The organism is Kocuria marina (assembly GCA_014652975.1).
Lineage (GTDB): Bacteria > Actinomycetota > Actinomycetes > Actinomycetales > Micrococcaceae > Kocuria > Kocuria marina.
This window is the reverse complement of the sequence record BMZV01000001.1, coordinates 395,193-421,583: the sequence shown is the minus strand read 5'-3', so window position 1 is coordinate 421,583 and position 26,391 is coordinate 395,193. Positions and strand designations below refer to the sequence as shown.

General features: G+C 68.4%; 25 protein-coding genes. 18 read left to right on the top strand and 7 right to left on the bottom strand.

Annotated elements, in window-relative coordinates; translation table 11 throughout:
• Positions 1-32: 32 nt before the first annotated feature.
• The 5 genes from topA to IE157_RS01990 all read left to right on the top strand — a co-directional run bounded on the left by topA (position 33) and on the right by IE157_RS01990 (position 7,308).
• Complete coding sequence (gene topA, locus IE157_RS02010) at positions 33-2,921, top strand: type I DNA topoisomerase (protein ID WP_193518978.1); 2,889 nt, start codon at positions 33-35, stop codon at positions 2,919-2,921.
• A gap of 120 nt (positions 2,922-3,041) precedes the next feature.
• Positions 3,042-4,022 (top strand): Ppx/GppA phosphatase family protein, encoded by a 981-nt coding sequence (locus tag IE157_RS02005; protein WP_064846647.1) that lies wholly within the window; start codon positions 3,042-3,044, stop codon positions 4,020-4,022.
• Positions 4,019-4,822, top strand: coding sequence for a sugar phosphate isomerase/epimerase family protein (locus IE157_RS02000; protein WP_064846648.1), 804 nt, complete (start codon positions 4,019-4,021; stop codon positions 4,820-4,822). The genes IE157_RS02005 and IE157_RS02000 overlap by 4 nt, the downstream gene beginning before the upstream one ends.
• A gap of 500 nt (positions 4,823-5,322) precedes the next feature.
• Positions 5,323-6,162 carry a pyrroline-5-carboxylate reductase gene (gene proC, locus IE157_RS01995; protein ID WP_193518977.1) on the top strand — a complete coding sequence of 280 codons (840 nt, stop codon included), beginning with the start codon at positions 5,323-5,325 and terminating at the stop codon, positions 6,160-6,162.
• 48 nt (positions 6,163-6,210) lie between these two features.
• Positions 6,211-7,308, top strand: a complete 1,098-nt coding sequence (locus tag IE157_RS01990; protein WP_193518976.1) for a carboxylate-amine ligase — start codon at positions 6,211-6,213, stop codon at positions 7,306-7,308.
• 163 nt (positions 7,309-7,471) lie between these two features.
• Here IE157_RS01990 and IE157_RS01985 read toward each other — a convergent pair whose 3' ends face one another.
• Both IE157_RS01985 and IE157_RS01980 read right to left on the bottom strand, forming a co-directional pair.
• Positions 7,472-8,140 carry a potassium channel family protein gene (locus IE157_RS01985; protein ID WP_035965130.1) on the bottom strand — a complete coding sequence of 223 codons (669 nt, stop codon included), beginning with the start codon at positions 8,138-8,140 and terminating at the stop codon, positions 7,472-7,474.
• Positions 8,133-9,578 carry a TrkH family potassium uptake protein gene (locus IE157_RS01980; protein WP_064846651.1) on the bottom strand — a complete coding sequence of 482 codons (1,446 nt, stop codon included), beginning with the start codon at positions 9,576-9,578 and terminating at the stop codon, positions 8,133-8,135. The genes IE157_RS01985 and IE157_RS01980 overlap by 8 nt, the downstream gene beginning before the upstream one ends.
• Before the next feature lie 146 nt (positions 9,579-9,724).
• Here IE157_RS01980 and IE157_RS01975 point away from each other — a divergent pair, with 146 nt between their 5' ends.
• The 11 genes from IE157_RS01975 to ccsB all read left to right on the top strand — a co-directional run bounded on the left by IE157_RS01975 (position 9,725) and on the right by ccsB (position 20,199).
• Complete coding sequence (locus tag IE157_RS01975; RefSeq protein WP_193518975.1) at positions 9,725-10,936, top strand: acetoin utilization protein AcuC; 1,212 nt, start codon at positions 9,725-9,727, stop codon at positions 10,934-10,936.
• 87 nt (positions 10,937-11,023) lie between these two features.
• Positions 11,024-12,070, top strand: a complete 1,047-nt coding sequence (locus IE157_RS01970) for an ArsR/SmtB family transcription factor (RefSeq protein WP_193518974.1) — start codon at positions 11,024-11,026, stop codon at positions 12,068-12,070.
• Between the two features lie 37 nt (positions 12,071-12,107).
• The gene (gdhA, locus tag IE157_RS01965) at positions 12,108-13,448 is read left to right on the top strand and encodes an NADP-specific glutamate dehydrogenase (RefSeq protein ID WP_064846654.1); all 1,341 of its coding nucleotides are present in this window, start codon (positions 12,108-12,110) and stop codon (positions 13,446-13,448) included.
• Between the two features lie 87 nt (positions 13,449-13,535).
• Complete coding sequence (locus IE157_RS01960) at positions 13,536-14,378, top strand: FadR/GntR family transcriptional regulator (RefSeq protein ID WP_193518973.1); 843 nt, start codon at positions 13,536-13,538, stop codon at positions 14,376-14,378.
• Between the two features lie 151 nt (positions 14,379-14,529).
• Positions 14,530-14,628, top strand: coding sequence for a 30S ribosomal protein bS22 (locus IE157_RS01955; RefSeq protein WP_005504750.1), 99 nt, complete (start codon positions 14,530-14,532; stop codon positions 14,626-14,628).
• Between the two features lie 84 nt (positions 14,629-14,712).
• Complete coding sequence (locus IE157_RS01950) at positions 14,713-15,180, top strand: glutaredoxin family protein (protein ID WP_193518972.1); 468 nt, start codon at positions 14,713-14,715, stop codon at positions 15,178-15,180.
• Positions 15,181-15,263: 83 nt separating this feature from the next.
• Positions 15,264-15,935, top strand: a complete 672-nt coding sequence (locus IE157_RS01945; RefSeq protein WP_193518971.1) for a histidine phosphatase family protein — start codon at positions 15,264-15,266, stop codon at positions 15,933-15,935.
• Between the two features lie 41 nt (positions 15,936-15,976).
• Positions 15,977-16,615 (top strand): TlpA family protein disulfide reductase, encoded by a 639-nt coding sequence (locus IE157_RS01940; RefSeq protein ID WP_396415837.1) that lies wholly within the window; start codon positions 15,977-15,979, stop codon positions 16,613-16,615.
• The gene (locus tag IE157_RS01935; protein WP_085106234.1) at positions 16,612-17,370 is read left to right on the top strand and encodes a cytochrome c biogenesis CcdA family protein; all 759 of its coding nucleotides are present in this window, start codon (positions 16,612-16,614) and stop codon (positions 17,368-17,370) included. Before IE157_RS01940 ends, IE157_RS01935 begins: the two co-directional genes overlap by 4 nt.
• Positions 17,367-19,040, top strand: a complete 1,674-nt coding sequence (gene resB, locus IE157_RS01930) for a cytochrome c biogenesis protein ResB (protein ID WP_193518970.1) — start codon at positions 17,367-17,369, stop codon at positions 19,038-19,040. Before IE157_RS01935 ends, resB begins: the two co-directional genes overlap by 4 nt.
• Positions 19,041-19,044: 4 nt before the next feature.
• Positions 19,045-20,199, top strand: coding sequence for a c-type cytochrome biogenesis protein CcsB (gene ccsB, locus IE157_RS01925; protein WP_231885582.1), 1,155 nt, complete (start codon positions 19,045-19,047; stop codon positions 20,197-20,199).
• Positions 20,200-20,302: 103 nt separating this feature from the next.
• On the opposite strand, the gene IE157_RS01920 is transcribed toward ccsB, so the two are convergent.
• Positions 20,303-20,884: a PLDc N-terminal domain-containing protein gene (locus IE157_RS01920; protein WP_193518969.1), complete on the bottom strand. Its 582-nt coding sequence runs from the start codon at positions 20,882-20,884 to the stop codon at positions 20,303-20,305.
• Positions 20,885-21,126: 242 nt separating this feature from the next.
• On the opposite strand from IE157_RS01920, the gene IE157_RS01915 reads away from it, so the two are divergent.
• Positions 21,127-21,405: a DUF4229 domain-containing protein gene (locus IE157_RS01915; protein WP_035965117.1), complete on the top strand. Its 279-nt coding sequence runs from the start codon at positions 21,127-21,129 to the stop codon at positions 21,403-21,405.
• A gap of 93 nt (positions 21,406-21,498) precedes the next feature.
• On the opposite strand, the gene IE157_RS01910 is transcribed toward IE157_RS01915, so the two are convergent.
• From IE157_RS01910 to IE157_RS01895, 4 genes are all read right to left on the bottom strand, one after another.
• On the bottom strand, positions 21,499-22,383 hold the full coding sequence (locus tag IE157_RS01910) for a 1,4-dihydroxy-2-naphthoate polyprenyltransferase (RefSeq protein WP_035965116.1): 885 nt from the start codon (positions 22,381-22,383) through the stop codon (positions 21,499-21,501).
• 227 nt (positions 22,384-22,610) lie between these two features.
• Entirely contained in the window at positions 22,611-23,123 is a 513-nt protein-coding gene (locus IE157_RS01905; protein ID WP_193518968.1) for a 2'-5' RNA ligase family protein, read from the bottom strand.
• A 95-nt stretch (positions 23,124-23,218) separates the two neighbouring features.
• On the bottom strand, positions 23,219-24,439 hold the full coding sequence (locus IE157_RS01900; RefSeq protein ID WP_193518967.1) for an AMP-binding protein: 1,221 nt from the start codon (positions 24,437-24,439) through the stop codon (positions 23,219-23,221).
• A gap of 10 nt (positions 24,440-24,449) precedes the next feature.
• A complete protein-coding gene (locus tag IE157_RS01895) occupies positions 24,450-25,400 on the bottom strand; it encodes a 1,4-dihydroxy-2-naphthoyl-CoA synthase (protein ID WP_064846661.1) in 951 nt (316 codons plus the stop codon).
• Between the two features lie 158 nt (positions 25,401-25,558).
• Here IE157_RS01895 and IE157_RS01890 point away from each other — a divergent pair, with 158 nt between their 5' ends.
• On the top strand, positions 25,559-26,296 hold the full coding sequence (locus tag IE157_RS01890; RefSeq protein WP_167318116.1) for a GntR family transcriptional regulator: 738 nt from the start codon (positions 25,559-25,561) through the stop codon (positions 26,294-26,296).
• Positions 26,297-26,391 lie beyond the last annotated feature (95 nt).

Genomic DNA, 26,391 nt, shown 5'->3' with positions numbered 1-26,391 from the left:
CCCGCAACCACGGGTCATGACGAGGAGCACCTTTGGCATCCAAGGCCACCAAGAACGCCGGTACGGGCAAGAGCCTGCTGATCGTGGAGTCACCGTCCAAGGTGAAGACGATCGCGGGGTACCTGGGGGACGCCTATGAAGTGGAGTCCTCCATGGGCCACATCCGTGACCTGCCGCAGCCCTCCGAGCTGCCGACGGACATGAAGAAGGGCCCGTACGGCAAGTTCGCGGTGGACGTGGAGCACGAGTTCGACCCGTACTACGTGGTCAACCCGGACAAGAAGAAGAAGGTCACGGAGCTCAAGCGCAAGCTCAAGGACGCGGACGCCCTGTACCTGGCCACGGATGGTGATCGCGAGGGTGAGGCGATCGCGTGGCACCTGTTGCAGGTGCTCAAGCCCAAGGTCCCCGTGTACCGCTTGACGTTCCCGGAGATCACCCGGGAGGCCATTGAGCGCGGGTTCGCGCAGTTGCGGGAGATCGACCAGGACCTCGTGGACGCCCAGGAGACCCGCCGCATCCTGGACCGGCTCTACGGCTACGAGATCTCCCCGGTGCTGTGGCGCAAGGTCTCCTCGGGGCTCTCCGCCGGGCGCGTGCAGTCCGTGGCCACCCGCCTGGTGGTCCAGCGCGAACGGGAGCGGATTGCGTTCGTGCCCGCCGACTACTGGGACCTCACCGGCACCTTCTCCCGGCCCGAGGGGCAGGACGCCGGGCGGGCCTTCACCGCCCGGTTGAGCTCCCTGAACGGCCGCCGAGTGGCCACCGGCAAGGACTTCACGGACCGCGGCGAGCTCAAGGCCTCCGGGCAGAACGCCCCCGCCGCGCTGGACGAGACCGTGGCCACGGCGCTCGCGGCCGGATTGCAGGACGCCGAGTTCTCGGTCCGTTCGCTCGAGACCAAGCCCTACACGCGCCGTCCCGCCGCACCGTTCACCACCTCCACGCTGCAGCAGGAGGCCGCTCGCAAGCTGCGTTTCACCTCGCGCACCACCATGCGGGTTGCGCAGCGGTTGTACGAGAACGGCTACATCACGTACATGCGTACCGACTCGGTCGCGCTGTCCGATCAGGCGGTCAACGCCGCGCGCTCACAGGCCAAGGAGCTCTACGGCGCAGAGTTCGTCCCCGCCTCCAAGCGCGTGTACGCGTCCAAGTCCAAGAACGCGCAGGAGGCCCACGAGGCCGTGCGCCCCGCGGGGGACACCTTCCGCACCCCGTCGCAGGTGCGCTCGCAGCTGTCCGTGGACGAGTTCAAGCTCTACGAGCTGATCTGGAAGCGCACCGTGGCCTCCCAGATGGAGGACGCCAAGGGCAGCACCGCGACCGTCCGCCTGGGCGCCACGGCCACCTCCGCCGCCGGTGAGCATTCCGGGGCCGACGCCGAGTTCTCGGCTTCCGGGACCGTCATCACCTTCCGGGGGTTCCTGGCCGCGTACGAGGAGGGCCGGGACGTGAACCCGGATCTCGCCCATGAGAACTCGAAGCAGTCCGAGAAGTCCGAGGACAAGCGGCTGCCCGTGATGGCCGAGGGTGACGCCCTGGACGCCTCCGAGGTCACCGCGGACGGGCACACCACCACGCCCCCCGCCCGCTACACAGAGGCCTCCCTCGTGAAGACCCTGGATGAACTGGGGATCGGGCGGCCCTCCACGTACGCCGCGACCATCTCCACGATCATGGACCGCGGTTACGTGCAGGTGCGCGGCTCGGCGTTGATCCCGTCCTGGCTCGCGTTCTCCGTGGTGCGGTTGTTGGAGGAGCATTTCTCCGACTACGTGGACTACGACTTCACGGCGGAGCTCGAGGAGGACCTGGACCGGATCGCCCGTGGCGAGGCCGAGCGGGTCAAGTGGCTCGAGGGGTTCTACTTCGGTGACACCGCCTCCGAACCAGGACTCAAGCCGCTCGTGGACGACCTCGGGGAGATCGACGCCCGCGCCGTGAACTCGATCCCCGTCACGGACGAGATCACGTTGCGCGTGGGAAAGTTCGGTCCGTACCTCGAGACCGGTGGCACGGTGGACCCGGCGACGGGGGAACTGACCGACCCGGTGCGCGCGAACGTCCCGCTGGACCTCGCCCCGGATGAGCTCACGCCCGAGAAGGCGCGGGAACTCATGGAGATCGGGAAGGCGGACGGCCGTGAGCTGGGCGTGAACCCGGACACCGGTCGGATGATCGTGGCCAAGGACGGCCGTTACGGTCCCTACGTCACGGAGGTGATCCCGGAGCCCACGCAGGAGGAACTGGACGCGATCCCCACCGAGTACTACAAGAACGGCAAGCCCAAGCCCAAGAAGGTCGAGCGGCCCAAGCCCAACACGGCATCCCTGTTCTCGTCCATGAACCTGCAGGACATCACCCTGGACGACGCCCTCAAGCTGCTGTCCCTTCCCCGGGTACTGGGTGAGGACACCGACGGTGAAACCATCACGGTGCAGAACGGGCGTTACGGCCCGTACCTGAAGAAGGGCTCCGACTCCCGGTCGATCGGTTCCGAGGACCAGATCTTCACGATCACCCTGGACGAGGCCAAGACCATTTACGCGCAGCCCAAGCAGCGCGGTCGCCAGGCCGCCAAGCCCCCGCTCGCGGATCTGGGTGCGGATCCCCTGACCGAGAAGCGCATGGTCATTAAGGAAGGCCGCTTCGGCGCGTACATCACGGACGGGGAGACCAACGTGACGGTCCCGCGTGCCGAGGCGATCGAGCAGATCACCGCGGCCCGCGCGTCCCAGTTGCTCGCCGAGAAGCGGGCGAAGGGCCCGGCGCCCGCCAAGACGACGTCGCGCTCTCGCAGCTCGGCCAAGAGCGGCACGACGAAACGTTCCACGGCCAAGGGTGCGGCTACCAAGAGTGGCGCGGCCAGGAAGACCACGCGCAAGACCGCCGGCGCGGGGCGTTCCGCGAGCAAGTAGGAGCGGTTCGCGCGGCGTCGTCCCGGCGGCGTCGTCCCCGCGGTCGTCCCGAAGCCCCGCTATCCGGTCCGGCCCAACGGCCCCACCCAACGCCTCCACCCAGCGAGCGAAGGAACTCACATGCGGCTCTCCGTCCTGGACGTCGGCTCCAACACGGTGCACCTGCTCCTGCTGGACGTCTATCCGGGGTCGCGGCCGGAACCGTACGCGTCCCACAAGATGGCGCTACGGCTCGTGGACTACCAGGACGACGACGGTCGGATCACGGACGAGGGCCGTGACCTGCTCACCGGGTTCGTGGTGGAGGCGCGTGACTTTGCCGTGGAGCACCGCGCGGAGGACCTGCTCGCGTTCGCGACCTCCGCGATCCGGGAGGCCACCAACGGCAACGCCGTGCTGGACCACGTCCAGTCCACGTCCGGGGTCACGCTCACGGAACTGTCCGGGGACCAGGAGGCGGCCGTGACGTTCTCCGCGGTGCGCCGCTGGTTCGGCTGGGGCGCCGGACGCGTCCTGGATTTCGACATCGGCGGAGGGTCCTTCGAGATGGCGATCGGCACCAACGCGTTGCCCACGGTCGCCACGTCCGTCCCGCTCGGTGCGGGTCGGCTGTACCGGGCATATCTCGCGGGGTACGACGTCGCACCCCCGGCCCGCTTCAAGGCCTTGCGCAAGCACGTGCGCACCACGCTGCGTCCCGCCGTGGACCGGATCGCCGCCGGGGGACAACCGAATCTGGTCGCGGGCACGTCCAAGACGTTCCGCTCGCTCGCGCGGATCTGCGGGGCGGCGCCGTCGGGCCAGGGACCGTACGTGCAACGCGTTATGCACCTGGAGGACCTACGCTTGTGGACGCGGCGCATGGAGGCCATGACCGTGGCCGAACGCGCGGACCTGCCCGGTGTCTCCGAACACCGTGCCGCGCAGGTGGTGGCCGGGGCGATCGTCGCGGAGACCGCCATGGACCTGCTCAAGGTGGAGTCGCTGCGGATCTCCCCGTGGGCCCTGCGGGAAGGACTCATCCTGCGGCGCATGGACCGGCTGCTGCGGGACTCCACGAGCTCGACCGTCGATCCCAAGGACCTGGTGACCAGCTCATGACCGACACACCCGTCTACCGCCCGCACGTGGCCCTGTCCACGAGTTCGCTGTACCCGCAGGGTGTCCCCGAGACGTTCGACGCCGCCCAGCGCCTGGGCTACGACAGCGTGGAAGTGCTCGTGACCCACGAGCGCATGAGTCAGCTGACCCACCAACTGCTGGACAACATCCAGAAGTACCAGCTGCCCATCTCCACGATCCACGCGCCCACGCTGCTGTTCACGCAACAGGTGTGGGGCAAGGCGTGGACCAAGATCCAGATGGCCGCCAAGCTCACGCACCAGGTGGGCGCGGAAGTCGTGGTGGCCCACCCGCCGTTCCGGTGGCAGCGCAAGTACGCGCGCAACTTCGTGGCCGGTGTGCGTGAGGTCTCCCGGATGACCGACACCAAGATCTCCGTGGAGAACATGTACCCGTGGCGCGTGGGCGGGCGTGAGGCCGTCGTCTACTCGCCGCATTACAGCCCCCTGGGTCAGGACTACGACTGGGTCACGTGGGACTTCTCCCACGCGGCCACCGCCAAGATGGATTCGCTCGCGGCCGTCAAGGAACTCGGTTCCCGGTTGGGCCACGTGCACCTCACGGACGGTTCGGGTCAGACCATGGCGGACGAGCACCTCCTGCCGGGGCGGGGCGTACAACCGGTCGCCGAGACCCTCGAGTACCTGCGTGATCAGCGCTGGCAGGGTGTGGTGGGGGTCGAGGTCTCTACACGCAAGACCAAGGACGCGGACGAGCGGGACGAGTGGCTCGCCGAAGCCCTGTCTTTCGCGCGCCGCCACATGACGGTGGAGGGCTAGCCCGTCAGACCCCGGACCCGGTGCACCGCGGCGGGCCGGTGCCGCCACCCCTTCCGCCTCACACCGCCTTGCACCGCCACCCGTCCATGGTGGCGCGCACATCTGCGCTGCGATACGCACGGTTTCGGCCCCGAATCCGCGCGTTCTGCAGTGAGGATGTCCCGGGCCGCACCGGCGTGGGAGCGGGCTGAGGTTGCCGCTTCCGCCCAGTTACCAGGGGCGGATACACATAAGTCCCGGAACAGCCGCCTGGACACGGGATCCGTGTCTTTTCGGGCCATGAATGTTCGCAGCCGCGGGGCGCGGTGCTTCCCCGGCCCCGTATGGAGTGCTCCCCGCCGACCCCCACGGCACGGAGTCCCATCCGGCGCGCTCGCGGGGACCGTCCGCCGCGCGATACCGTTCAAGGAGAGTTCCGTGACCGCAACAACACCCCGTGAGCCCTACTGCGCGGCAACAGCACGAGAGGGCCCCCGGGCGGGTGTGAAAGGACTGATGGCATGAGCGAGCTGACCCTGGCGTTCCTGGGAACCGGTTCCATGAACGGTGCGATCCTGCGAGGGGTCCTGGCGGGCGGCACCGAGAAGGGGGCGGTGCGCGCGACGACCCGATCGGCGTCGTCGGGGGAGGAGCTGCGTGACGAGACCGGCGTGACCGTGTTCGCGGGCGAGGAGGACGCGGAGGCGAACCGCACTGCTGTGAAGGGCGCGGACGTCGTGCTGCTGGGGGTCAAGCCGTACGCGATCCTGGACCTGGCGCGCGAGATCGCACCCGCTCTGGACCCCGGGACCGTGGTGGTGTCCGTGGCCGCCGGTGTCACGCTGGACGCCCTGCAGAAGGCCCTGCCGCAGGGGCAGCCGGTAGTGCGCTCGATGCCCAATACGCCGTCGAGCGTGGGCCGTGGCGTGCTGTCCGTGACCCCGGGTGAGCACGTGTCCCGTGAGCAGCTGGACGCGGTGAAGGACGTGCTGGCCGCCGTGGGCACGGTCGTGGAGGTGCCCGAGAACCTGATCCGCGCGGTCACGGGTGTGTCCGGCTCGGGCCCCGCGTACGTGTTCTACCTGGCCGAGGCCATGCAGCACGCGGGGGAGCAGCTGGGCCTGGACCCGGAGACGGCGCGCGTGCTCGCGAAGGAGACGGTCTCCGGCGCGGGCGTCCTGCTCGCTCCCGACGACGCTGATCCCGCCGCCCTGCGCAAGGCCGTCACCAGCCCGGGCGGCACCACGGAGCAGGCGATCACCACGTTCGACGAGAAGGGCCTGCGCGAGATCATCGCGGCCGGCGCGGAGGCGTCCGCGACGAAGGGTGACCAAATGGAGAAGGAATACGGCGGCGAATGACGTGAACCGCCCGGCCCACCACACGAGACCACGCAAGGCGGTAGCACCATGAGCACGTTCGGCATCGAGGAAGAGTTCTTGCTGGTGGACCGCGGGGACAACCTCCCCGCACGGCCCACGCCGGAACAGTCGGCGCAACTGATGTCGCTGACCGCTGGCGGCGGTGCGGCCACCCCGGAATGGCTCTCGTGTCAGGTCGAGGAGACCTCCCCGGTGTTCCGCGACGCCGCCACGGCAGTGGACTCGCTCGTGGAGTTCCGCACGGCGCTGCGCGAGGCCACGAACGCCATGGGCATGGACGTGGTGGGCGTCGCCGCAGCCCCGGACGTGCGGCCCGAACCCGCGCAGATCACCCACGACGCCCGCTACCAGCGACTTGCCGGCCAGACCCCGGCCATCGCGGCGGACCAGTACATCAGCGGGATGCACGTGCACCTGGGGTTCCCGGACCTGGAGGTCGCGGTGCGCGCCCTGAACGGGCTGCGGGGCTGGTTGCCCGTGCTCGTGGCCATCGGTGCGAACTCGCCCGTGTGGCGGGGCGTGGAATCCGGGTTCGAGAGCTGGCGTTCCATCCACTATCGCCGCTGGATGACCAACGGCGTGCCGCCCCACTTCCAGGACCTGCACGACTACGACTCGCGCGTGGCCATGCTCACCGCGTTCGACGCCGTGGAGGGCCCCGCGAGTCTCAGCTGGCTCGCCCGGTTGTCCCACCGCCACGACACCCTGGAGATCCGCGCGTGCGACGTCCAGTTGGAGGCCCAGGACTCGGTGGCCATCGCGGTGCTCACGCGCGCCCTCGCGAACTACGCGCTCGAGACACCGCCCGCGGTCGCGTTCACCCAGGAGTACCTGGACATCGCACTGTGGCAGTCCGCCCGGTGGGGGCTGAGCGGTCGGCTCCTGGATCCCGTCACGGCCACCCTGGTCCCGGCCGAGGAACTCGTGAGCACCCTGCTGGAACGGGTGAGCGGGCACTACACCTCGCAGGAGGACCGTCGCTTCGCCGAGGCGGGGGTGCGCCACATCCTCGAGCGCGGTAATGGGGCGAGCCGTCAGCGCCGGGCGTTCGGCCGCGCCGGCGTCCCCGGGATCATGGCGTTCGCCACGCGGGCCATGACGGCCGCGCCGTCGGATGCTGAATAACGCGGGGTAGCGTCACGCGCGTGCGCCGTAGCGGGGGACGACGTCGCTCGCGGGCGTCGGTCACGCCGGTCACCGAGGAGCGCGTGCCGGTCGACGCTGACCGGCACCGAGGGGCGTCGGGCCGTGATGCCGGATCACGACGGCCCGCCGAGACGCAACCGGGTCAGGGGCGTGCGGCGAACCGTTCGATCAGGTCAACGTGCCCGGACACGATGAGCAGGTCCCGCGAGCTGACCGTGGTGTCCGGGCGGGCGTAGGTGAAGTCCTCGCCCGGGGACTTCACACCCACCACGGTCACGCCGTACTTGGAGCGGATGTCGGACTCGCCCAGCGTGAACCCCTGCGTCTCCCGGGGCGGGTACATCTTGACGATCGCGAAGTCGTCGTCGAACTCGATGTAGTCCAGGAGCCGCCCGGAGACCAGGTGGGCGGTGCGGCGCCCGGCGTCGGCCTCGGGGAAGATCACGTGGTGGGCGCCGATGCGCGCGAGGATCTTGCCGTGGGCGGGGGAGATGGCCTTGGCCCAGATCCGGTCGATCCCCAGGTCCACGAGGTTTGCGGTGGTCAGCACCGAGGACTCGATAGACGTGCCCACACCCACCACGGCGGAGGAGAACTCGGCGGCGCCGAGCTGGCGCAGGGCGTCGATGTCCGTGGCGTCGGCCTCGACCACGTGGGTGAGCTGGCCGGACATCTTCTGCACGAGGGCGGCGTCGCGTTCCACGCCGAGGACCTCGCGCCCCTGCTGGATCAGCTGCAGGGCCGTGGCCGAGCCGAAACGCCCGAGGCCCACCACCAGGACGGGGACGGAGTGGGAGGAGTTCTTAGCCAATGATGGGCCTCTCTTCCGGGTACGTGTAGAGCCGGCGCCGCGAGCGCAGGGCCAGAGCCGTGGCCACGGTGTTGGTACCGATGCGGCCGATGAGCATGATGACGGACAGCACGTACTTCCCGGCGTCCGGGGCGCCCGCGGACACACCGGTGCTGAGACCGCACGTGGCGTACGCGGAGATGACCTCGAACAGTACGTGGTCCAGGGGCATGTGGGTCAGGGCGACCATGATGCTCGAACCCAGCAGCACCACGGAGGCGCCCATCATGATCACGGAGATCGCGATGCGCAGCACGGAGTCAGGGATGGTGCGGAAGAACGCGATCACGGACTGGTCGCCGCGGGCCTCCGCGAGGATGGCCAGGAAGACGACGGCGAGTGTGGTCACCTTGATCCCGCCGGCCGTGGACGCGGAACCGCCGCCGGCGAACATCATGGCGTCCGTGAGCAACAGCGTGACCTGGGACGTGTCGGTCATGTCCACCAGGTTGAAACCGCCCGAGCGCATCATCACGGACGCGAAGAACCCCTGGAAGATCCGTTCGGGGACGGACTGTCCGCCCAGGGTGTCCGGGTTGGCCCACTCGATGGCCGTGAACAGCACCCACGCCAGCAGCAACAGTGCGGCGGTGGTGACCACGGTGAGTTTGGCGTTGAGGTTCCACCGGGTGAACCGGAACCCCACCTGACGCAGCACCAAGATCACGGGGAAGCCCAGGGACCCCACGATCACCCCGATGCACACGGGCAGCAGGATGAGCCACGCGGTGGGCCCGGCGTGGTCGTAGGGCACGAGCCCGTCCGTGTGGGGCGTGAACCCGGCGTTGTTGAAGCTCGAGATCGCGTAGAACACCCCGTGCCACAGGGCCGTTCCCAGGGGTTCTCCTTCGGCGAGGAACCCCACGGAGAGCACGAGCGCCAGGGCGGCCTCGATGCTCACGGAGGTGATCACAATGATCTGCAGCAGCGAGCCGACCTCACCCAAGCGCCCGATGTTGAGGGCCTCCTGAGTGATGAGCTTGGACTTGAGCCCGAGCTTGCGCCCGATGGCCAGCGCCAGGATGGACGTGAGCGTCAGGGTGCCCAGACCGCCCACTTGAATGGCGATCAGGATGACTACCTGGCCGAACACGGACCACTGCGCGGCCGTGGACACCGTGGTCAGTCCGGTCACGGTCACGGCGGAGGTCGCGGTGAACACGGCGTCCACGAACCGGGTCTCCTGACCGGGATTGGCGGACAAGGGCAGCCACAACAGGGCCGCGAAGCCCAGGTCCACGATCACGAACACGATCACCGCGAGCCGCGCGGGCGAGGAACTCGCGATCTGGTCCACGAAGTCCCGGATGCCTCGCGCCGTGCGTGTGGTCAGCGGTTCACCGGAGGGCGCGGGGGATGCAGGCTCCTCGACGGCGTTGGGTTGTTCGAGCTCGCTCACGGCACCTCCTCGCGGGATCCGATGGACGGTCGGGTCACGCGGAATCCTACGGCCCGCGGGGGTGGATCGGCGCAACGACCCCTAGTATCCCCCGTCACAGTGCGCTGCAGCGACTGCCGCACGCGCGTGAGTGTTCTAATGGAGGTGTGAGCTCCGCGACAACGGGCAAGGATGCCGTCTACCCCACCAGTGTCTACTGGGATCCCCGGTTGCTCCAGTACAACTTCGGGGACTACCACCCCATGAGCCCCACCCGCCTGGACGCGACCATGCGGTTGGTGCAGAACCTGGGCCTGGACACCGCGCCCAACGTGCGGGTCACCGTCCCCGAGGTACCGGACGACTCCGTCCTGGAACTCGTGCACACCAAGACCTACGTGCAGTCCGTGCGCGCCGTCTCGGAGGACCCCACGCGGCAGATCCCCGAATGCGGTTTGGGCACCGAGGACACTCCCGGCTACGAGGGCATCCACGAATCGAGTGCGCGCCTGGTGGGCGGCAGCTACCAGGGGGCCGTGGACCTGCTGAGCGGTTCCGTGGTCCACGCCGTGAACTTCGGCGGTGGCATGCACCACGCCGCGGCGGACAAGGCCTCAGGTTTCTGCGTGTACAACGACTGCGCCGTGGCCATCCAGCACCTCTTGAACAACGGAGTGCAGCGCGTGCTCTACGTGGACGTGGATGGCCACCACGGGGACGGCACCCAGTCGATTTTCTACGACGAGCCCCGCGTCATGACCGTGTCCCTGCACGAGACGGGCCTGTCCCTGTTCCCGGGCACGGGCTTCGCCAACGAGATCGGCTCCGGGGCGGCGGCCGGCACCGCGGTCAACGTGGCCATGCCCACGCGCGCGGACGACTCCCAGTGGCTTCGAGCGTACGACGCCGTGGTCCCCCCGATCGCGCGCGAGTTCCGTCCCGAGGTGATCGTTTCCCAGCACGGCTGCGACTCCCACTTCCAGGACGAACTGACCCATTTACGCATGAGCGTGGACGGGCAGCGTCAGATCGCGTTGGCGGTGTCCGAGCTCGCGGCGGAATTATGTGAGGACCGGTGGATCGCCACGGGTGGCGGCGGGTACGACTGCCACGACGCCGTTCCCCGCTCGTGGGCGCACCTCGTGGGGGTCGCCTCGGGATACCCCGTGGACGTGAACACGCCGGTCCCGCAGGCGTGGCGCAGCTACATGGCCGAAAAGTACGGCGGGCGCCCGCCCGAGCGCATGGGCGACGACGTCGACATCTGGTGGCGTTCGTGGGAGATCGGCTACGACCCCAGTGACGAGACCGACCGCAGCATCATGGCCACGCGCAAGGAGGTCTTTCCCCAGTGGGGACTGGACCCCTGGTACGACTGACCCTGGCAGGGCTGACGCTGGTGGGACCGACCCGTGACGGGAAGGTCTGATTGGGTCAGGGTGGGCAGCCCGTCTAAGGTGAATCCCATGTCCCACGACGCATATTCCGCCTTGTCCGACCCCACCCGACGCCGCATCCTCACGGCCCTGTGCGGCGGGCCCCGGCCGGTGGGCGAGCTGGTCACCGCGCTCGAGGTCTCCCAGCCCACGGTGTCCAAGCACCTCAAGGTCCTGCGCGACGCCGGGATGGTCACCACCCGCGCCCAGGGACAGAAGCGCTTCTACAACCTCACCGCCGAGCCCTTCGTGGCCGTGCTCGACTGGGTGAACGAGCTGGTCGCCGCCGCGAACGAGGCGGACACTCCCGTGACGGATACACATGAGTCCGCCCCGGCCGAGTCCGATGAGCCCGCCATGGCGAACGACGTCGCTGCGCAGCTGGCCGTCGACGACGCTGCACAGCTGACCACGGACGCCTCCGCCGAGTCGACCGACCACGACGCCGCGCCGTCGCCCGAGGACGCCCCGCGCCCGGAGCCCGTACGCGCCGAGGCCGCCGACGTCGACGCCGCCCAGGAACCTGTGCGCGAACCCGAGCGGTCCCTGCCGTGGTTCACGGCGGAGGTCACCGACGTCACGACGGAGGCCGCGGAGGCCACCAACACCTCGGACGATCCCGAGGTCCTGGACATCCCCGCTCCCACGGTCGCCCCCGGATCCCCGGTCGATGATCCCCGTCCGGAAGAAAATTCTGGCGAAGCAGAGACGCCCGTAGAAGCCGAGTTTTTCGACGAATCATCCCAGGGGTCCGAGAAAGTCGTGCAGTTCAGCTCGGGGGTCACCGAAGAAGCTATCAATTCCGCTGATCCGGAGGGCCTGGCCGACGAACGGGAGGCCCAGGTCACAGGGGATACTGTGGACGATGGTGCCCACATCGAGCCCGCTGCGCAGCCCCGTGCCGCGCATGATGCCGAGCCCCACGATGCAGAGCCCCGCGCTGTCTCCCCGGAGACGAACTCGCCCGAGATCGCGGAGCTCATCCGACCTCGCGGGGCCGCGCATCGCCGTCAGAGCGGTCTGCTGTCCACTCTGACGGGTTTCCGGCGCCGCAACCGCGGTTCACGCCGCGGTTGAGTGGGAGCCGCAGACCTTTCAAGAGGGCAGGAGAGACATGCACGAGAAACTGATCCCCATCCGGCAGATCGTCACGGCGCGCAACCCGGGTGAGTCCGAGTTCCACCAGGCTGTGGACGAGGTCTTCGAGTCGTTGGGTCCCGTGGTGGCTCGCCATCCGGATCTGTTGGACTCCGCGATCGTGGAGCGTATCTGCGAACCCGAACGTCAGATCATTTTCCGTGTGCCGTGGATGGACGACCAGGGCCAGGTGCACATCAACCGCGGGTTCCGGGTGGAGTTCAACTCCGCGCTGGGTCCCTACAAGGGTGGCTTGCGGTTCCACCCGTCGGTGTACCTGGGCATCGTGAAGTTCCTGGGTTTCGAGCAGATCTTCAAGAATGCGCTGACCGGTATGCCCATCGGCGGCGGCAAGGGTGGATCGGACTTCGACCCGTCCGGGCGCAGTGACGCGGAGATCATGCGGTTCTGCCAGTCCTTCATGACCGAGCTGTACCGCCACATCGGTGAGTACACGGACGTCCCCGCCGGTGACATCGGCGTGGGCGGGCGTGAGATCGGGTACCTCTTCGGTCAGTACAAGCGCATCACCAACCGCTACGAGTCCGGTGTGCTCACGGGCAAGGGCCTGTCCTGGGGCGGTTCGCTCGTGCGCACCGAGGCCACGGGCTACGGTGCGGTGATGTTCGCGGAGGAGATGCTCAAGACCCGCGGGTTGGACCTCGAGGGCCGGGACGTGATCGTCTCCGGTTCGGGCAACGTGGCGATCTACGCGATCGAGCGGGCCCAGTCGCTCGGCGCCAAGGCGCTCACGGCGTCGGACTCGAGCGGTTACGTGGTGGACAGCAACGGCATCGACCTCGAGCTGCTCAAGCAGGTCAAGGAGGTTGAGCGGGCCCGGATCAGCGAGTATGCCGAACGGCGCGGCTCGAGTGCCCGATTCGTCTCCGACGGTTCGGTGTGGGACGTCCCCGGCACGGTCGCGCTGCCGTGTGCCACGCAGAACGAGCTCAACGGCCGTCAGGCCAAGACCCTGCTCGAGAACGGGATCGTGGCCGTCGCCGAGGGTGCCAACATGCCGTGCACCACCGAGGCCGTGCACCGGTTCCAGGAATCGGACGTGCTGTTCGCGCCGGGTAAGGCCGCCAACGCCGGCGGTGTGGCCACGTCCGCGCTCGAGATGCAGCAGAACGCGTCCCGCGACTCGTGGAGCTTCGACTACACGCAGCAACGCCTGCGGGAGATCATGCGCGGGATCCACGATCGCTGCGCAGAGACCGCCGAGGAGTTCGGGATGCCGGGCAACTACGTGGCCGGTGCGAACATCGCGGGGTTCCTCAAGGTCGCCCGGGCCATGGTGGCCCAGGGCATCATCTGAGCACGGCCGCGTCCGGAGAGCGGCGCGCCGGGCGCCCGACCGTGCCATACGGCGGTCGGGCGCCGTACGACGTTTAGGGTGGGATATATGGCAACGCATCGAGAGGTTCTGCAATGGCTCGAGAACGAGCTGTTCGACGCAAACCTGGTGCTGGGTCAACGACTGCCCACCGACAAGGACCTGGCCGCGATCTTCCGGGTGTCCCGCAACTCCATGCGTGAGACCCTCAAGATCCTGGAGGCCCAGGGCATCGTCAATCTCTTCGAGGGCCCGCACCGCAGCATTCTCCCCATCCTGGTGCGCGAACCGGCCGCGTCCGCGGGTCCCGCACTGCAGTTGCACATAGCGACGTCGCAGCACCCGTTGCGTGACATCGTCCAGACTCGCGTGATGCTCGAGACCTCGGCCCTCGAGAACGCCGAGAAGCACAGCATCCCGCGCGAGGAACTGCACGCGATCATGGTGCAGATGGACGAGGACCTGGGGCTCAAGCAGTTCCACCACCTCTACGTGAGCTTCCACATCGCGCTGGTCAAGGCGGGCGGCAACGCGGTGAACGCGGCATTGTTCACTGCCCTGCGGGACTCGATCTACGAGTACACCCTGGCACTCGTGGGTCATGTGCCGCTGTGGAGCACCACGTCCAGCCGCATCCGCGCCGAACACCGGGCCATCGTGGGCGCCCTCGAAGCGGGGGACCACAACCTGGCCGCCCGCCTCGTGGCCGAACACATCACCTACCAGTACGAGGAAGCCGGCGTGGACCCGGACGACTCCCGCGCCTCGGTCGCGGAACCATGCTCGCTGGACCGTGTGGCGTCGTCCCGGGACAAGCGCACGGCCACGCCGCGGGGGCGTTCCGTCACGGAGCAGGACGGGCGGCCAGAGCAGGACGAGGAACTCGACGCCGATCGCCGCGCGAGCGCCTGAGCGCCCGTTTTCGGGCCCGGCGGGGTCGCACGGTAAGGTAGGCCAGTAGTTTGCCGTTAAACGTATGTTGCCCCCGCGTTAGCAGGGGCGGGGCGGTGTTCACCCGCGGCCCCCAGCAAATACCACTGTCCAGAGAACTGTGAGGGATCCTATGGGTTCGGTCATCAAGAAGCGCCGCAAGCGCATGTCCAAGAAGAAGCACCGCAAGCTGCTTCGCAAGACTCGTCACCAGCGCCGTAACAAGAAGTAAGCGCGCCCGTGATAGGCCCCGTTCCCGCTATGGGAACGGGGCCTTCATCGTGTGCGCAGTGTCCGCGTGCGTAGCATGGGCCGCATGACGCAGCAGTCCGTGAGCCCCGACCGTCTCGATCCCGCCCGTCCGGCCAAACCGGGCCCCGCCGTGCAGGCGGAACCCGCAGCGACGACGACGCGCGGGACGACGACGGCTCCCGCAACGGCGACGGCGCGTGAAACCGGCGCGGGCGCCGGTGCCGCGGGGAGGCAGGACGGGCGCGAGCGACGTCGTACGCCCCTGCTCTCCGGCGCGGACTGGACCCGCCCGCGCCCGGCGCACACAGTGACGCTGCTGACCAAACCGGGATGCCATCTGTGCGAGGACGCGCGCGAGGTCGTGACCGGGGTGTGCGAGCAGACGGGCAGCGAGTACCGCGAGCGGGACATCACGGGCGATCTGCAGCTGCTGCGCGACTACGCCGAGTACATCCCCGTGGTCTTCGTGGACGGAGCCCCATGGGACCGGTTGCGCATCGACGCCGCCCGGTTGCGCGCCGTGCTGTCCTGACGCGCAGTGCTGTCCTGACGGGGTCAGTTCCGTGCCGACGGGGCCGATTGGGGGCTGACAGCGGGGTTTGAGACACTGGGGGCATGCCTTCAGCAACCGTTCACCTCCTGCGCCACGGCGAGGTCCACAACCCCGCGCACGTGGTCTACGGGCGGCTCCCGGACTACCACCTGTCCGAGAAGGGCGCTCGGATGGCCGAGGCCGCCGCGGCGGACCTGACCCGGCGGGTCCAGGATGGCGATCGGATCGTTCTGCTGGCGTGCTCGCCGCTGACCCGCACGCGGGAGACTGCCGCACCCGTGGCCCGCGAGTTGGGGCTCGAGGTGCGCACGGACGAGCGGTTGATCGAACCGGCCAACCACTTCCAGGGTCTGCACGTGACCGGTCGTGAGCTCGCCAAGCCCAAGCACTGGCCCTACATGCTCAACCCCTTGCGGCCCTCGTGGGGTGAGCCCTACAAGGCGCAGGTCGAGCGCATGGCACAGGCCGTGCGGGAACTCGCCCGGGACGCGGTGCGCCGCGGTGGCGACGGCGCCCAGGCCGTGGCCGTGTCCCACCAGTTGCCGATCTGGCTCACGCGGTTGTCCGCGCAGGGCCGTCCGTTGCCGCACGACCCGCGGCAGCGTGAGTGCAACCTCGCGTCCCTGACGTCCTTAACGTTCAAGGACGTGGACGCCGCGCAGGTCCCGGAGGTCTCCTACCGGGAACCCGCCGCCCACCTCTATCCAGGCGTCAATCAGCTTCCCGGCTCATAATTGATCTCTCACCCCACGACCTCTTCCCAGGTGTTCTCCCCGTGACTTCTCCGCGTTGTTCATCCGCCCGTTCCCTGCCTGCCCGTGCCCGAGTGCGCACGGGAGCGGTCGCCGTGGTGGTGTGTCTGGGGCTCGCGCTCGCGGGGTGCTCGTCCTCGGGCAACGACAGCCTCGCCCAGCAGGCCAACGCCGGCGGCGAGAAGGGCTACGTGGCCGGTGACGGTTCCGTGAGCGAGTACGCGCCGGAGCAGCGCGGGGAGCCCGTGCAGTTCGAGGCCGAGATGTTCGACGGCAGCACCGTGAGCGCCGAGAGCCTGCGCGGCAAGCCCGCCGTCGTGAACTTCTGGTACGCAGGGTGCGCGCCGTGCCGCGCGGAGGCCCCGGACCTCGTGGCCCTGCACCACGAGTACCAGGACCGCGCGCAGTTCCTGGGCGTGAACCTGCGCGACCAGCAGCCCACCGCGGAGGCGTTCGAACGCAACTACGGGGTGGACTACCCCTCCGCGTCCGATCTCAACGGGGCCGTGCTGCTCGCACTGAGCGACTACGTCCCGCCGCAGGCCGTCCCCACGACCCTCGTTCTGGACGAGCAGGGTCGCGTGGCCGCCCGCGTGCTGGGCAAAGCGGACAAATCCACCCTGGACGCCCTGATCAAGGACACGGTGGCTGAGTCCGCATGAACGGCAATCCCTTCGCCGAGGTCGTCCTCGACGGTTCACTGATTGCCGCGCTGCCCGTGGCGCTGCTCGCGGGATTCGTCTCCTTCGCCTCACCGTGCGTGCTGCCCCTAGTGCCCGGGTACCTGGGCTACATCACCGGGCTCACCGGGGTGGACCTGCGGGAACAGCGGCGCGGGCGGATCCTCACGGGCGTGGTGCTGTTCGTCCTGGGGTTCTCCGCAGTGTTCGTGCTGATGTCCGTGGTGCTCGCGCAGCTCGGCGCGTTCGCGTGGTTGTTGGGCCAGCAGTGGATCATGGTGGTGCTCGGGATCCTGGTGATGCTCATGGGCGTGGTCTTCATGGGTGGTTTCTCGTGGTTCCAGCGTGACCGCAAGATCGAGCGCCGCCCGCCCCCGGGGCTGTGGGGTGCGCCCCTCCTGGGGATGGCCTTCGGTTTGGGATGGGCCCCGTGCATCGGCCCGACCTTCGCCGCGGTGCAGGCGCTCGTCTACGTGGACGGCGCGTCCACCGGCAAGGCCGTGGTGCTCACCACCGCCTACTGCCTGGGACTGGGCGTCCCGTTCGTGCTGATCGCCCTGGCGTTGCGCCGGGGCATGGGGGCCATGTCCTTCTTCCGCAGGCACCGTCTCACGCTGCAGCGCGTGGGCGGTGCCGTGCTCGTGCTCATCGGGGCCGCCATGGCCACGGGCGTGTGGTCCGCACTGGTCTCGTGGGTCCAGTCCGAATTCGTAACCGATTGGGTGATGCCGATATGACCGAGACGCGCACGCCACGCCCGAAGAAGGCGCAGCGTTCCGACGTGGAGGTCCCCTCACTGGGTCCCCTCGGCATGGCCCGGTGGGCCTGGCGGCAACTGACCAAGATGTCCACGGCCCTCGTGCTGTTGTTGTTGCTCGCGATCGCTGCGGTCCCGGGATCCCTGTTCCCCCAGCGGGTCCAGGACCCGGACGCGGTGACCAGCTACATCGAGGCGAACCCCACCATGGGTCCGTGGCTGGACCGCCTGCAGCTGTTCGACGTCTTCTCCTCCTACTGGTTCTCCGCGATCTACCTCCTGCTGTTCATCTCGCTCGTGGGCTGCGTGCTCCCGCGCGCCGTCCAGCACTTCAAGGCGTGGCGTTCCAAGCCGCCGCGCACCCCGCGCCGGATCTCCCGGTTGCCGCAGTACCGCAAGGTCATGCTGGGCGGGCGCGACGGCGCTGCCGCACCTTCCCCGGACGACGCCGTCGAGCAGGCCGCCGCCGCCCTGAAGAAGCGCGGCTACCGGGTGCAGACACAGGACCTGGGCTCCGCGGCGCCGTCGGTCGCGGCCGAGCGCGGGATGCTCAAGGAAGTGGGCAACATCCTCTTCCACGTAGCGCTGCTGGGCGTGTTGGTCTCCGTGGCGATCGGTGCCCTGTTCGGGTACAAGGGGCAAAAGATCATCGTGGAGGGGGAGTCCTTCGTGAACACCCTCGTGGACTACGACTCCTTCAACCCGGGGACCAATTTCGACCCGGACTGGCTCAACCCCTTCTCGGTGCGGCTCAACAACTTCCAGGCCACGTTCAACCGGGACACCTCCGATCCCCGGCACTACGGTCAGCCCACCGACTTCAACGCGGACCTGACTGTCACGGACGGACCCGGGGCCACACCCCAGGACGTGAACCTCGCGGTCAACAAGCCCCTCAACGTCAACGGCACCAAGGTGTACCTGGTAGGCAACGGTTACGCGCCCGTGATCCGCGTGACGGATGGGGAGGGCAACGTGGCCTACGAGGGCCCCGTGGTCACGGTCCCCTCGGACTCCGTGTACACGTCCTCGCTGACCCTCAAGGTCCCGGACGCCCGCCCCGATCAGCTCGGGTTCGTGGGGTTGTTGTTGCCCACGGCCGTCTCGGAGCCGGGGGAGATCCCGCGCTCCGCGGACCCCGCGCTGAACAACCCCGCGCTGATCCTGTCCTCGTTCTACGGGGACCTGGGCCTGGACAGCGGGCAACCGCAGAACGTGTACGTGCTCAACACCGAGAACCTCACGGAACTGAACTCCATGACTTCGGCCAACGGCCCGATCCTGCTGGACGGTCAGCACCGCGAGGTGCAGTTGCCCAACGGCAAGGGCAGCGTGGAGTTCCTGGACGTGAAGCGCTACGTGGGTCTGGACGTGCACAGCGACCCCGGGCGGATCCCCGCGTTCATCTCCTTCGTGCTCGCGTTCATCGGGCTCATCATGAGCCTGTTCATCGCGCGCCGGAGGGCGTGGGTGCGGGCCACCACCACGGAGGACGCCAACGGGGTGCGGTGTACTGTTCTGGAGTACGGACTGTTGGCGCGTGGCGAGGACCACCGCTTGGGCGCGGAAGCGGAAAAACTGACAGCTCTGTGGACGTCATTGTGGGAGGACCGCGGCGTGCGGGAGTTCCACCTGAATTCGAAGGCGTGAACTAATGGGTAGCAACATCAACGTGACCTTGGGCAACTGGAGCGAATGGTTCATGCTCCTGGCCGCCATGACCTACCTGGTGGTGTTTGTGGCCTTCGTATGGGACATGGCCTCCCACTCCAAGACCCTCGGCCTGACTGAACGTGCCCGGCGTGACACCGCCGAGGGCGAGGCCAAGGAACTCGTGGGCGCCACGGCCGCGCATTCCGGGGCCCGGGCGGCGGGTTCCGCCACGGTCGGTTCCACGGTGTCGCGCTCCGCGTCCACTCGCTCTTCCGCCGGGGGTGCGTCGGGCGACGGCGCGGGGACCGGTGAATCCGTCGCGGATGAGTTCCGGACCTCGGCGGACGGCGCCAAAGGCGTGAACGAGTTCGAGGCGCTGGACTACCAGCACAACAGCCGCCGCCCGGCTGCGCGCGTGGCCGTGACCCTCATGGTTATCGCGTTCCTGCTGCACGCGTTCGCGGTGGCCTCCCGCGGTGTCGCCGCGGACCGTGTGCCGTGGGCCAACATGTACGAGTTCTGCACCACGGGCGCCCTGGTGGTGGCCGGCGTGTACCTCGTGACGCTGTTCTTCAAGGACCTGCGCTTCGTGGGACCCATGGTCTCCGGCCTCGTGCTCATCATGCTGTGTCTGGCCACGATCGCGTTCCCGACCCCCGTGTCCCCCTTGCAGCCCGCGCTGCAGTCCTACTGGCTCATCATCCACGTGTCCATCGCGGTCGCGGCCTCCGGGATCTTCACCATCACGTTCGCGATGGCCGTGCTGCAGTTGTTGCAGTCTCGCCGCGAGAAGAAGCTGGCCACCGGCGAGGACGCCCGTCTGGGCTTCCTGCGGGCCGTGCCCACGTCCGTGACCCTCGAGAACTTCTCCTTCCGGCTCAACTCCGTGGGATTCGTGTTCTGGACCTTCACCCTGGCCGCCGGTGCCATCTGGGCGGATCAGGCCTGGGGTCGGTTCTGGGGTTGGGACACCAAGGAGGTCTGGACCTTCGTGGTGTGGACCGTCTACGCCGCCTACATGCACGCGCGCGTGACCCGCGGCTGGAACGGCAATCGTTCCGCGTGGCTGTCGATCGCGGGCTACCTGTGCGTGGTGTTCAACTTCACGGTGGTCAACACGCTGTTCCCGGGCCTGCACTCGTACTCGGGCCTGTGAGTCCTCCGCGGGCATGAGCCCGTGACATGAGTTCGCGAAACAGGTGAGCCCCGTCCCTCATGGGGCGGGGCTCACGTCATGTTCAGTGGGTATCTCGGGCTCGTTAGCGGGGAGTGGAACCACCGGGACGCGAGTCGTCGCCGCGCGGATCGTCGGGGTCCAGGCCGTCCGCGTCGGGATCGTCCCGGGGAGCGTCTGAGTCTTCCGAGTGGGAGCCGCTGCGGGGGGCGGCGTCGTCCGGGTCGTTCGCGCGGACATCACCCGCCGGGTGGTCGGGGGAGGAAGCAGCGAGGCGCGGGTCGGAGGGATCCAACACCGGTTCCTCGGCGTCGGGACGTTCGCCCGGGGCGCGACCGGTGCGCTTGAGTTCGTTCTCCCATTCCTGGAGCTTGCGAGCGCGTTCCTGTTGCTTGCGCCGCTCCTCGAGGTTGCGCAGGAACTGGGGGTCGTCGTCCGGGCCGCGGCCGCGCTGGGGTTCGCGGGCGGCGTCGTCCTTGCGGGGGCGGCCGAAGAAGAGCCACAGCACCGCCCCGACCACCGGCAACAGCAGGATCACCAACAGCCAACCCCACTTGGGAATGGCCCGCACGGCGTACTTGTCCGACTGCGCGCACTCGATGAGCGCGTAAATGATGACGCCCACAGCGAGGGCGCCTGCTCCGATGATCAGGATCGCTCTGCCCATGCGGAACATCCTAGGGGAGTGGACTGGGCAGTTCCTCTTCGGGTCAGCGCGGCGGGTGGGGGAGCGCGTCCCGTCCGGATCGGGCCCAGGCAGGAAGGCGCCCTGACCAGGGCCGGGGCCTTGAGCGGGGAGGGCGTCCGAGGCAGATGCCCCGCACGGGCAACGTCCTGTCCAGATCGGGGCTTTTCGCAGGCAACCACGGTGCCCGGGAAGCACCCAGGGCGGGCCCGTAGAATGGTCGGGTGAACTTCGTGAAGTATTCCCTGCTGCGCCTGGGCATCCTGGTGGTGCTCTTCCTGCTGTGCATGTACCTGGGGCTGGGGTTGGTCTTCTCCGGGATCGCGGCCGTGGTGGCGGCCTTCGCGATCTGCTACATCTTCTTCCCCAAGCTGCATTACGCCGCGGGCCAGGACTTCCACCGATGGATCTCACGCACCCCCAAGCCCACCAACCGGGTGGCCCTGGAGGACCAGGAGATCGAGGACTCCTACACGGACCGCGAGGCTCGCAAGGACGTCTGAGCGTCCGCCCGCGGGGTTCTGGCCCGGGGCACTTCAGCGGTCGCGATGGCGCACACCCGGAGCGCGACGCCATGATTCAAGCGGCGGGGAGTGTCAGCCCAGGTACTGGTGCACCAGCACTGCGATCGCGTAGAGCACGGTCACTCCCAGGTTGATGAAACCGCACTGCTTGAGCACGGGGATCAGCTCGCGCCGGTCGGTGGTCCTGAGCACGGTCACGGCCGCGCCGATGGCCAGTGGCGTCACGGCATAAATCAGGAGCACCCACGGGTTGTGGGGCACGAGCAGCAACGGCAGGACCATCCCCACGAACAGCTCCGTGGTGAACGTGAGCCGGGCCTTCGGATCGCCCAGACGCACGGCCAAGGTCTTCTTGCCCACGGCGCGGTCCCCGGGGATGTCCCGGACATTGTTGGCCATGAGCAGCGCGCACGCGAACAGCCCGGTGGAGATCGCCAGGACCCACGACTCCAGGTTGAGCCGCCCGGCCTGGGTGATCGTGGTACCCAGGGTGGCCACGAGACCGAAGAAGATGAACACGAAGAGATCGCCGAGTCCCATGTACCCGTAGGGCTTCTTGCCACCCGTGTAGCCCCATGCCGCGAGGATCGCCAGGACACCCACCGCGGCGAGCCACCATTGCTGGGAGACCACCACGAGCGCGATGCCTGCGAGCGCAGCCAGCCCGAAGCACACGAACGCCGCGGTCTTGACCTCGCGGGGGGATGCCGCACCGGAGCCGGTCAGACGCAACGGGCCCACGCGATCGTCGTCCGTCCCGCGCACGCCGTCCGAGTAGTCGTTGGCGTAGTTCACCCCGATCTGCAGGAACAGCGCGACCAGCAGCGCGAGGACCGCGGGGCCCAACCGTGCGGCAGCCATCCACTGGGCGGCGGCGGTGCCGGCGATCACGGGGGCCGCGGCCATGGGAAGCGTACGCAGACGTGCTCCCTCGACCCACTGAGCTGGTGTGGCCACGGTGCAACCTTTCGAGAACGGGGACGGGTTCGTGTCATTGTTTCACGCGCTGTGCACGTGCACACGTTCCGGGGACACGATGAGTCCAGGCGGTCCCAGCGGCCCGGCCGTGGAGGCGGTCGCGGATTCCGGCCGGCGCTGGGGCGCCTGAGTGCGTCAGGCATGCGCGGTCTCGCCGAGCCCAAGGGATGACGACGGCGCGAGCACGGTAAGCCGCCCGGTCCGGTTCAGCCCACCACCATGGTGGTGACGCGCTGGTCGGGATCCCACCGTCGCAGGCCCGCGATCTCGACCGCGCGCGGTGCGGGCACGTCTGCGAGTACTTCCAAGGCCTTACCCACCTGAGACGCGGTGAGTCGCTTACCCAGGGTCAGGTGCGGAACCCACGGGCGGGCCGGGGGTCGGGACTCCGCCGCGATCCGTTCCAGCTCGCGGACGGCCTCCGTGACCCCGGGTGGCACAATCACCGACTCCGCGAGCACGAAGGGCCCGTGCCCCACAACGAGCAACCCAGGGATATCCACGGAACACGGCAACAATGCGGAGAACACCTCCCGTGCTCGGGCCAGGACATGTTCGGGCATCGAGGGCGCGGACAGTGCGGTGATGTGCGGGGCGTTGGACGCACCGCAATGCGTGGCGAGGCTCGGTAGACCGGCCCCGTGCAGTGCCGCCCACCGCGAGCGGATCAGATCATCTGAGGCGGGGGAGAGCACCAGGTCGAGGGAGTGCGCGGGCATGATGTCACCTCGTCCCGTCCGTGGGTTCGTCACGCAGGACCGCCCGGCCTGTCGCGGTCGGCAGCCACACCCCGGCCCCGTGGAACGCCGGCGCGCTATACACCGGGGCTCGCGAACAACGCTTCGGCGGAACGGCGGTCGGGTTTCCCCGTGGCCAGCATGGGCAGTTGCGCCACGTGACGCCACAGCTTGGGCACCGCGGGGGCTCCGAGCCCGTCCCGGATCGCCGAGGACAGTTCACGCTCCACGGCATTGAGGTCCGAGCCCTCCCGCAGCGCGATCAACGCCGCGACCGCCTGCCCCCACTCCGGGTGCGGCACCGCGAGCACGAGTGCCTGGCGGACCCGCTCATCACGCTGCAGTTCGGCCGCGACCAGTCCCGCGGAGACCTTCACACCGCCGGTGTTGATGACGTCGTCCGTGCGGCCCAGCACCCTGAGCGTCCCGTCCTCCCGCAGCACACCGAGGTCGTCCGTGCGGTACCAGCGCACGCCGCCGATCACACGGAAATGGTCCGCGGTCTGGGCGGGATCGTCCAGGTAGCCGTCGGCCACGGCCGCCCCGCCCAGCCAGATCCGGCCCTCCCGGCGCTCGTTCGGGTCGGGTACGGCGCTGGATGGTGCACCGTCGGGGACGATCCCGGCGGTGATGGCGTCGAGCGCGGCGTCGTCGTACACGCAGCCCCCGCACGTCTCCGACATCCCGTATGTGCGCACCACGTGCACGCCCTCGTCCGCGGCGCGCGCGGCGAGGTCGGGGTACAGCGCGGAGCCGCCCACGAGGACGGCATCGAAGCGGGCGAGGGCGGCGACGGCGCGCGGGTCGGGTGCGCCGTCGCGCGGGTCCAGAATGCGCTGCAGCTGCGTAGGCACCACCGAGACGTAGCGCACCGGATGGGTGAGCCGCTGCGCGGCGTCCGCGAACGCGGCGGGGGTGAAATGCTCGGTGGGCATCGCGACCGGGCGCGTGCCCGCAAGCACCGAGCGCGCCAGCACCTGGATGCCCGCGACGTAGTGCGCCGGTAGGCACAGCAACCATTGACCGGGGCCTGTCGTGGCACGCTCGGTGGCGCGACCGGAGGCCGTGAGAGCTTGCGTGCTCAGCACGGTCTTCTTGGGGCGCCCGGTGGAGCCGGACGTCGCCACGACCACCGCAGGGCCCGGTCGGGACAGGGCTGCGGTCAGGCGCGGTACGAGCTCGAGTGGGTCCCCGGGGACGGGCCCGTCCAGGGTGACGACGTCGCTCGGCAGCGCCCGCGCCTCGGGTGCCGGCACGGGCTCACCCGGCAGCGCGGGATCATTCGGATAATCCGACATGCCGTGATGTTCAGAAGTAGTAGGGGAACGCGGACCAGTCGGGGTCGCGCTTCTGGAGGAAGGCGTCCCGGCCCTCGACGGCCTCGTCGGTCATGTAGCCCATGCGGGTGGCCTCGCCCGCGAAGACCTGCTGGCCCACCATGCCGTCGTCCGGGAGATTGAACGCGTACTTGAGCATCCGCACGGCCTGCGGGGACTGAGCGGTGATCTTGCGGGCCCACTCGACGCTCGTCGTCTCGAGGTCCGCGTGCGGGACCACCCGGTTGACCGCGCCCATCCGGTGCATGTCCTCGGCGGAATATTCATCCGCGAGGAAGAAGATCTCTCGTGCGAACTTCTGGCCCACCTGGCGGGCCAGCAAGGCGGAGCCGTAGCCGGCGTCGAATGAACCCACGGTCGCGTCCGTCTGCTTGAACTTGCCGTGCTCGCTCGACGCGATGGTGAGGTCGCACACCACGTGCAGCGAGTGGCCGCCGCCAGCGGCCCAACCGGAGACCGCGGCGATCACGACCTTGGGCATCGTGCGGATCAGACGCTGGACCTCCAGGATATGCAGGCGCCCGGCGCGGGCCGGGTCGATGGAGTCCGCGGTCTCACCCTCGGCGTAGTGGTAGCCGTCCCGGCCGCGGATGCGCTGATCGCCGCCCGAGCAGAACGCCCACCCGCCGTCCTTGGCGGAGGGGCCGTTGCCCGTGAGGATCACGGCGCCAACGTCCGAGGACATCCGGGCGTGATCCAGGCTGCGGTACAACTCGTCCACGGTCCCGGGACGGAATGCGTTGCGCACCTCGGGCCGGTCGAACGCGATCCGCACCCACGGCAGATCCCTGACCACGTCCCCGTCCCGTTCCACCCCGCGGTGGTAGGTGATGTCCTGCAGGTCCTCGAAGCCCTGCACCGGACGCCACTGCTGCGGGTCGAAGATCTCGGATACCTGCTCGGGAAGCTGCGCGTTGGTCATGGGTACCACTCTAGGCAGGTGGCCGGGGCGGTGCGTTGACGAGCGGGTTGGAACGACCAGGTAGCTCGCAGGGGGGGGAATTCTCCTTAAAGGCTGTTCACGACTGCCAATATGTACTTACAATGAGACAAATAGATCCGGGTTGCAGTGGGAGAGTCATGTCGTTTCCATCCACCATCTCCATCGATCGGAGCTCGCCCGTCCCTCTGTATCACCAGCTGGTACACGGGATCGAATCCGCCATCACGGAAGGTGAACTGCCGCCGGGGACGATGCTCGAGAACGAGTTGTCACTGGCGAAGAACCTGCATTTGTCGCGTCCTACTGTTCGTAAAGCAATGGACGAGTTGGTCCGTTCCGGGCTCCTCGTACGTAAACGGGGCGTAGGCACACAGGTCGTTGCCTCTGAAGTGCGCCGGCCTGTGCGGCTTACTTCTCTCTATGACGATCTCGCTCAGGACGCGTCTCACCCCACTACCTCAGTGCTCTATTTGGAGGAGGTTCCCTCTCCAGCTGAAATCGCCCGAGCACTGAGCATTGATGTGTCAGCACCCGTTTATCGCTTGCGACGTCTCCGACATCGCAACGGCAAGCCGCTCGCGATCATGGAGAACTGGGTGCCTCCGGCGATTGCCACACTGGAACGCGAAGAACTCGAGCGGATGGGGCTGTACGAGATCCTGCGCCGTCAGGGTGTGAATTTCCGTGTGGCCACGCAGAAGATAGGCGCCGCCGTGGCCTCCGCCGAACAGGCCGGTCTACTGGGAACATCCGCGGGCGCTGCCCTTGTGACGATGTCCCGCACGGCCACGGATGACATCGGTCGTCGCGTTGAAACAGGCCGTCACCTCTATCGGGGCGACTCGTACTCGTTCGAATTGACTCTCTCGGCTTGACGCGGGCAGGTGCGCCTCGGCGTCTCTGTCAACCGCTGGCCGTGTTGCCCGTGATGCCTGCAGCACCAACTGAACTATGCCCGCCAAATGCAGTA

Excerpts from the sequence above, each read along its gene's own strand:
- proC (WP_193518977.1), top strand. The coding sequence starts at position 5,323 with ATGAGCGAGCTGACCCTGGCGTTCCTGGGAACCGGTTCCATGAACGGT.
- ccsB (WP_231885582.1), top strand. The coding sequence starts at position 19,045 with ATGGGTAGCAACATCAACGTGACCTTGGGCAACTGGAGCGAATGGTTC.
- IE157_RS01905 (WP_193518968.1), bottom strand. The coding sequence starts at position 23,123 with ATGCCCGCGCACTCCCTCGACCTGGTGCTCTCCCCCGCCTCAGATGAT.
- IE157_RS01920 (WP_193518969.1), bottom strand. The coding sequence starts at position 20,884 with ATGGGCAGAGCGATCCTGATCATCGGAGCAGGCGCCCTCGCTGTGGGC.
- gdhA (WP_064846654.1), top strand. The coding sequence starts at position 12,108 with ATGCACGAGAAACTGATCCCCATCCGGCAGATCGTCACGGCGCGCAAC.
- IE157_RS01990 (WP_193518976.1), top strand. The coding sequence starts at position 6,211 with ATGAGCACGTTCGGCATCGAGGAAGAGTTCTTGCTGGTGGACCGCGGG.
- IE157_RS01945 (WP_193518971.1), top strand. The coding sequence starts at position 15,264 with ATGCCTTCAGCAACCGTTCACCTCCTGCGCCACGGCGAGGTCCACAAC.
- resB (WP_193518970.1), top strand. The coding sequence starts at position 17,367 with ATGACCGAGACGCGCACGCCACGCCCGAAGAAGGCGCAGCGTTCCGAC.
- IE157_RS01895 (WP_064846661.1), bottom strand. The coding sequence starts at position 25,400 with ATGACCAACGCGCAGCTTCCCGAGCAGGTATCCGAGATCTTCGACCCG.
- IE157_RS01890 (WP_167318116.1), top strand. The coding sequence starts at position 25,559 with ATGTCGTTTCCATCCACCATCTCCATCGATCGGAGCTCGCCCGTCCCT.
- IE157_RS01935 (WP_085106234.1), top strand. The coding sequence starts at position 16,612 with ATGAACGGCAATCCCTTCGCCGAGGTCGTCCTCGACGGTTCACTGATT.
- IE157_RS01960 (WP_193518973.1), top strand. The coding sequence starts at position 13,536 with ATGGCAACGCATCGAGAGGTTCTGCAATGGCTCGAGAACGAGCTGTTC.
- IE157_RS01970 (WP_193518974.1), top strand. The coding sequence starts at position 11,024 with ATGTCCCACGACGCATATTCCGCCTTGTCCGACCCCACCCGACGCCGC.
- IE157_RS02000 (WP_064846648.1), top strand. The coding sequence starts at position 4,019 with ATGACCGACACACCCGTCTACCGCCCGCACGTGGCCCTGTCCACGAGT.
- IE157_RS02005 (WP_064846647.1), top strand. The coding sequence starts at position 3,042 with ATGCGGCTCTCCGTCCTGGACGTCGGCTCCAACACGGTGCACCTGCTC.
- IE157_RS01900 (WP_193518967.1), bottom strand. The coding sequence starts at position 24,439 with ATGTCGGATTATCCGAATGATCCCGCGCTGCCGGGTGAGCCCGTGCCG.
- IE157_RS01950 (WP_193518972.1), top strand. The coding sequence starts at position 14,713 with ATGACGCAGCAGTCCGTGAGCCCCGACCGTCTCGATCCCGCCCGTCCG.
- IE157_RS01955 (WP_005504750.1), top strand. The coding sequence starts at position 14,530 with ATGGGTTCGGTCATCAAGAAGCGCCGCAAGCGCATGTCCAAGAAGAAG.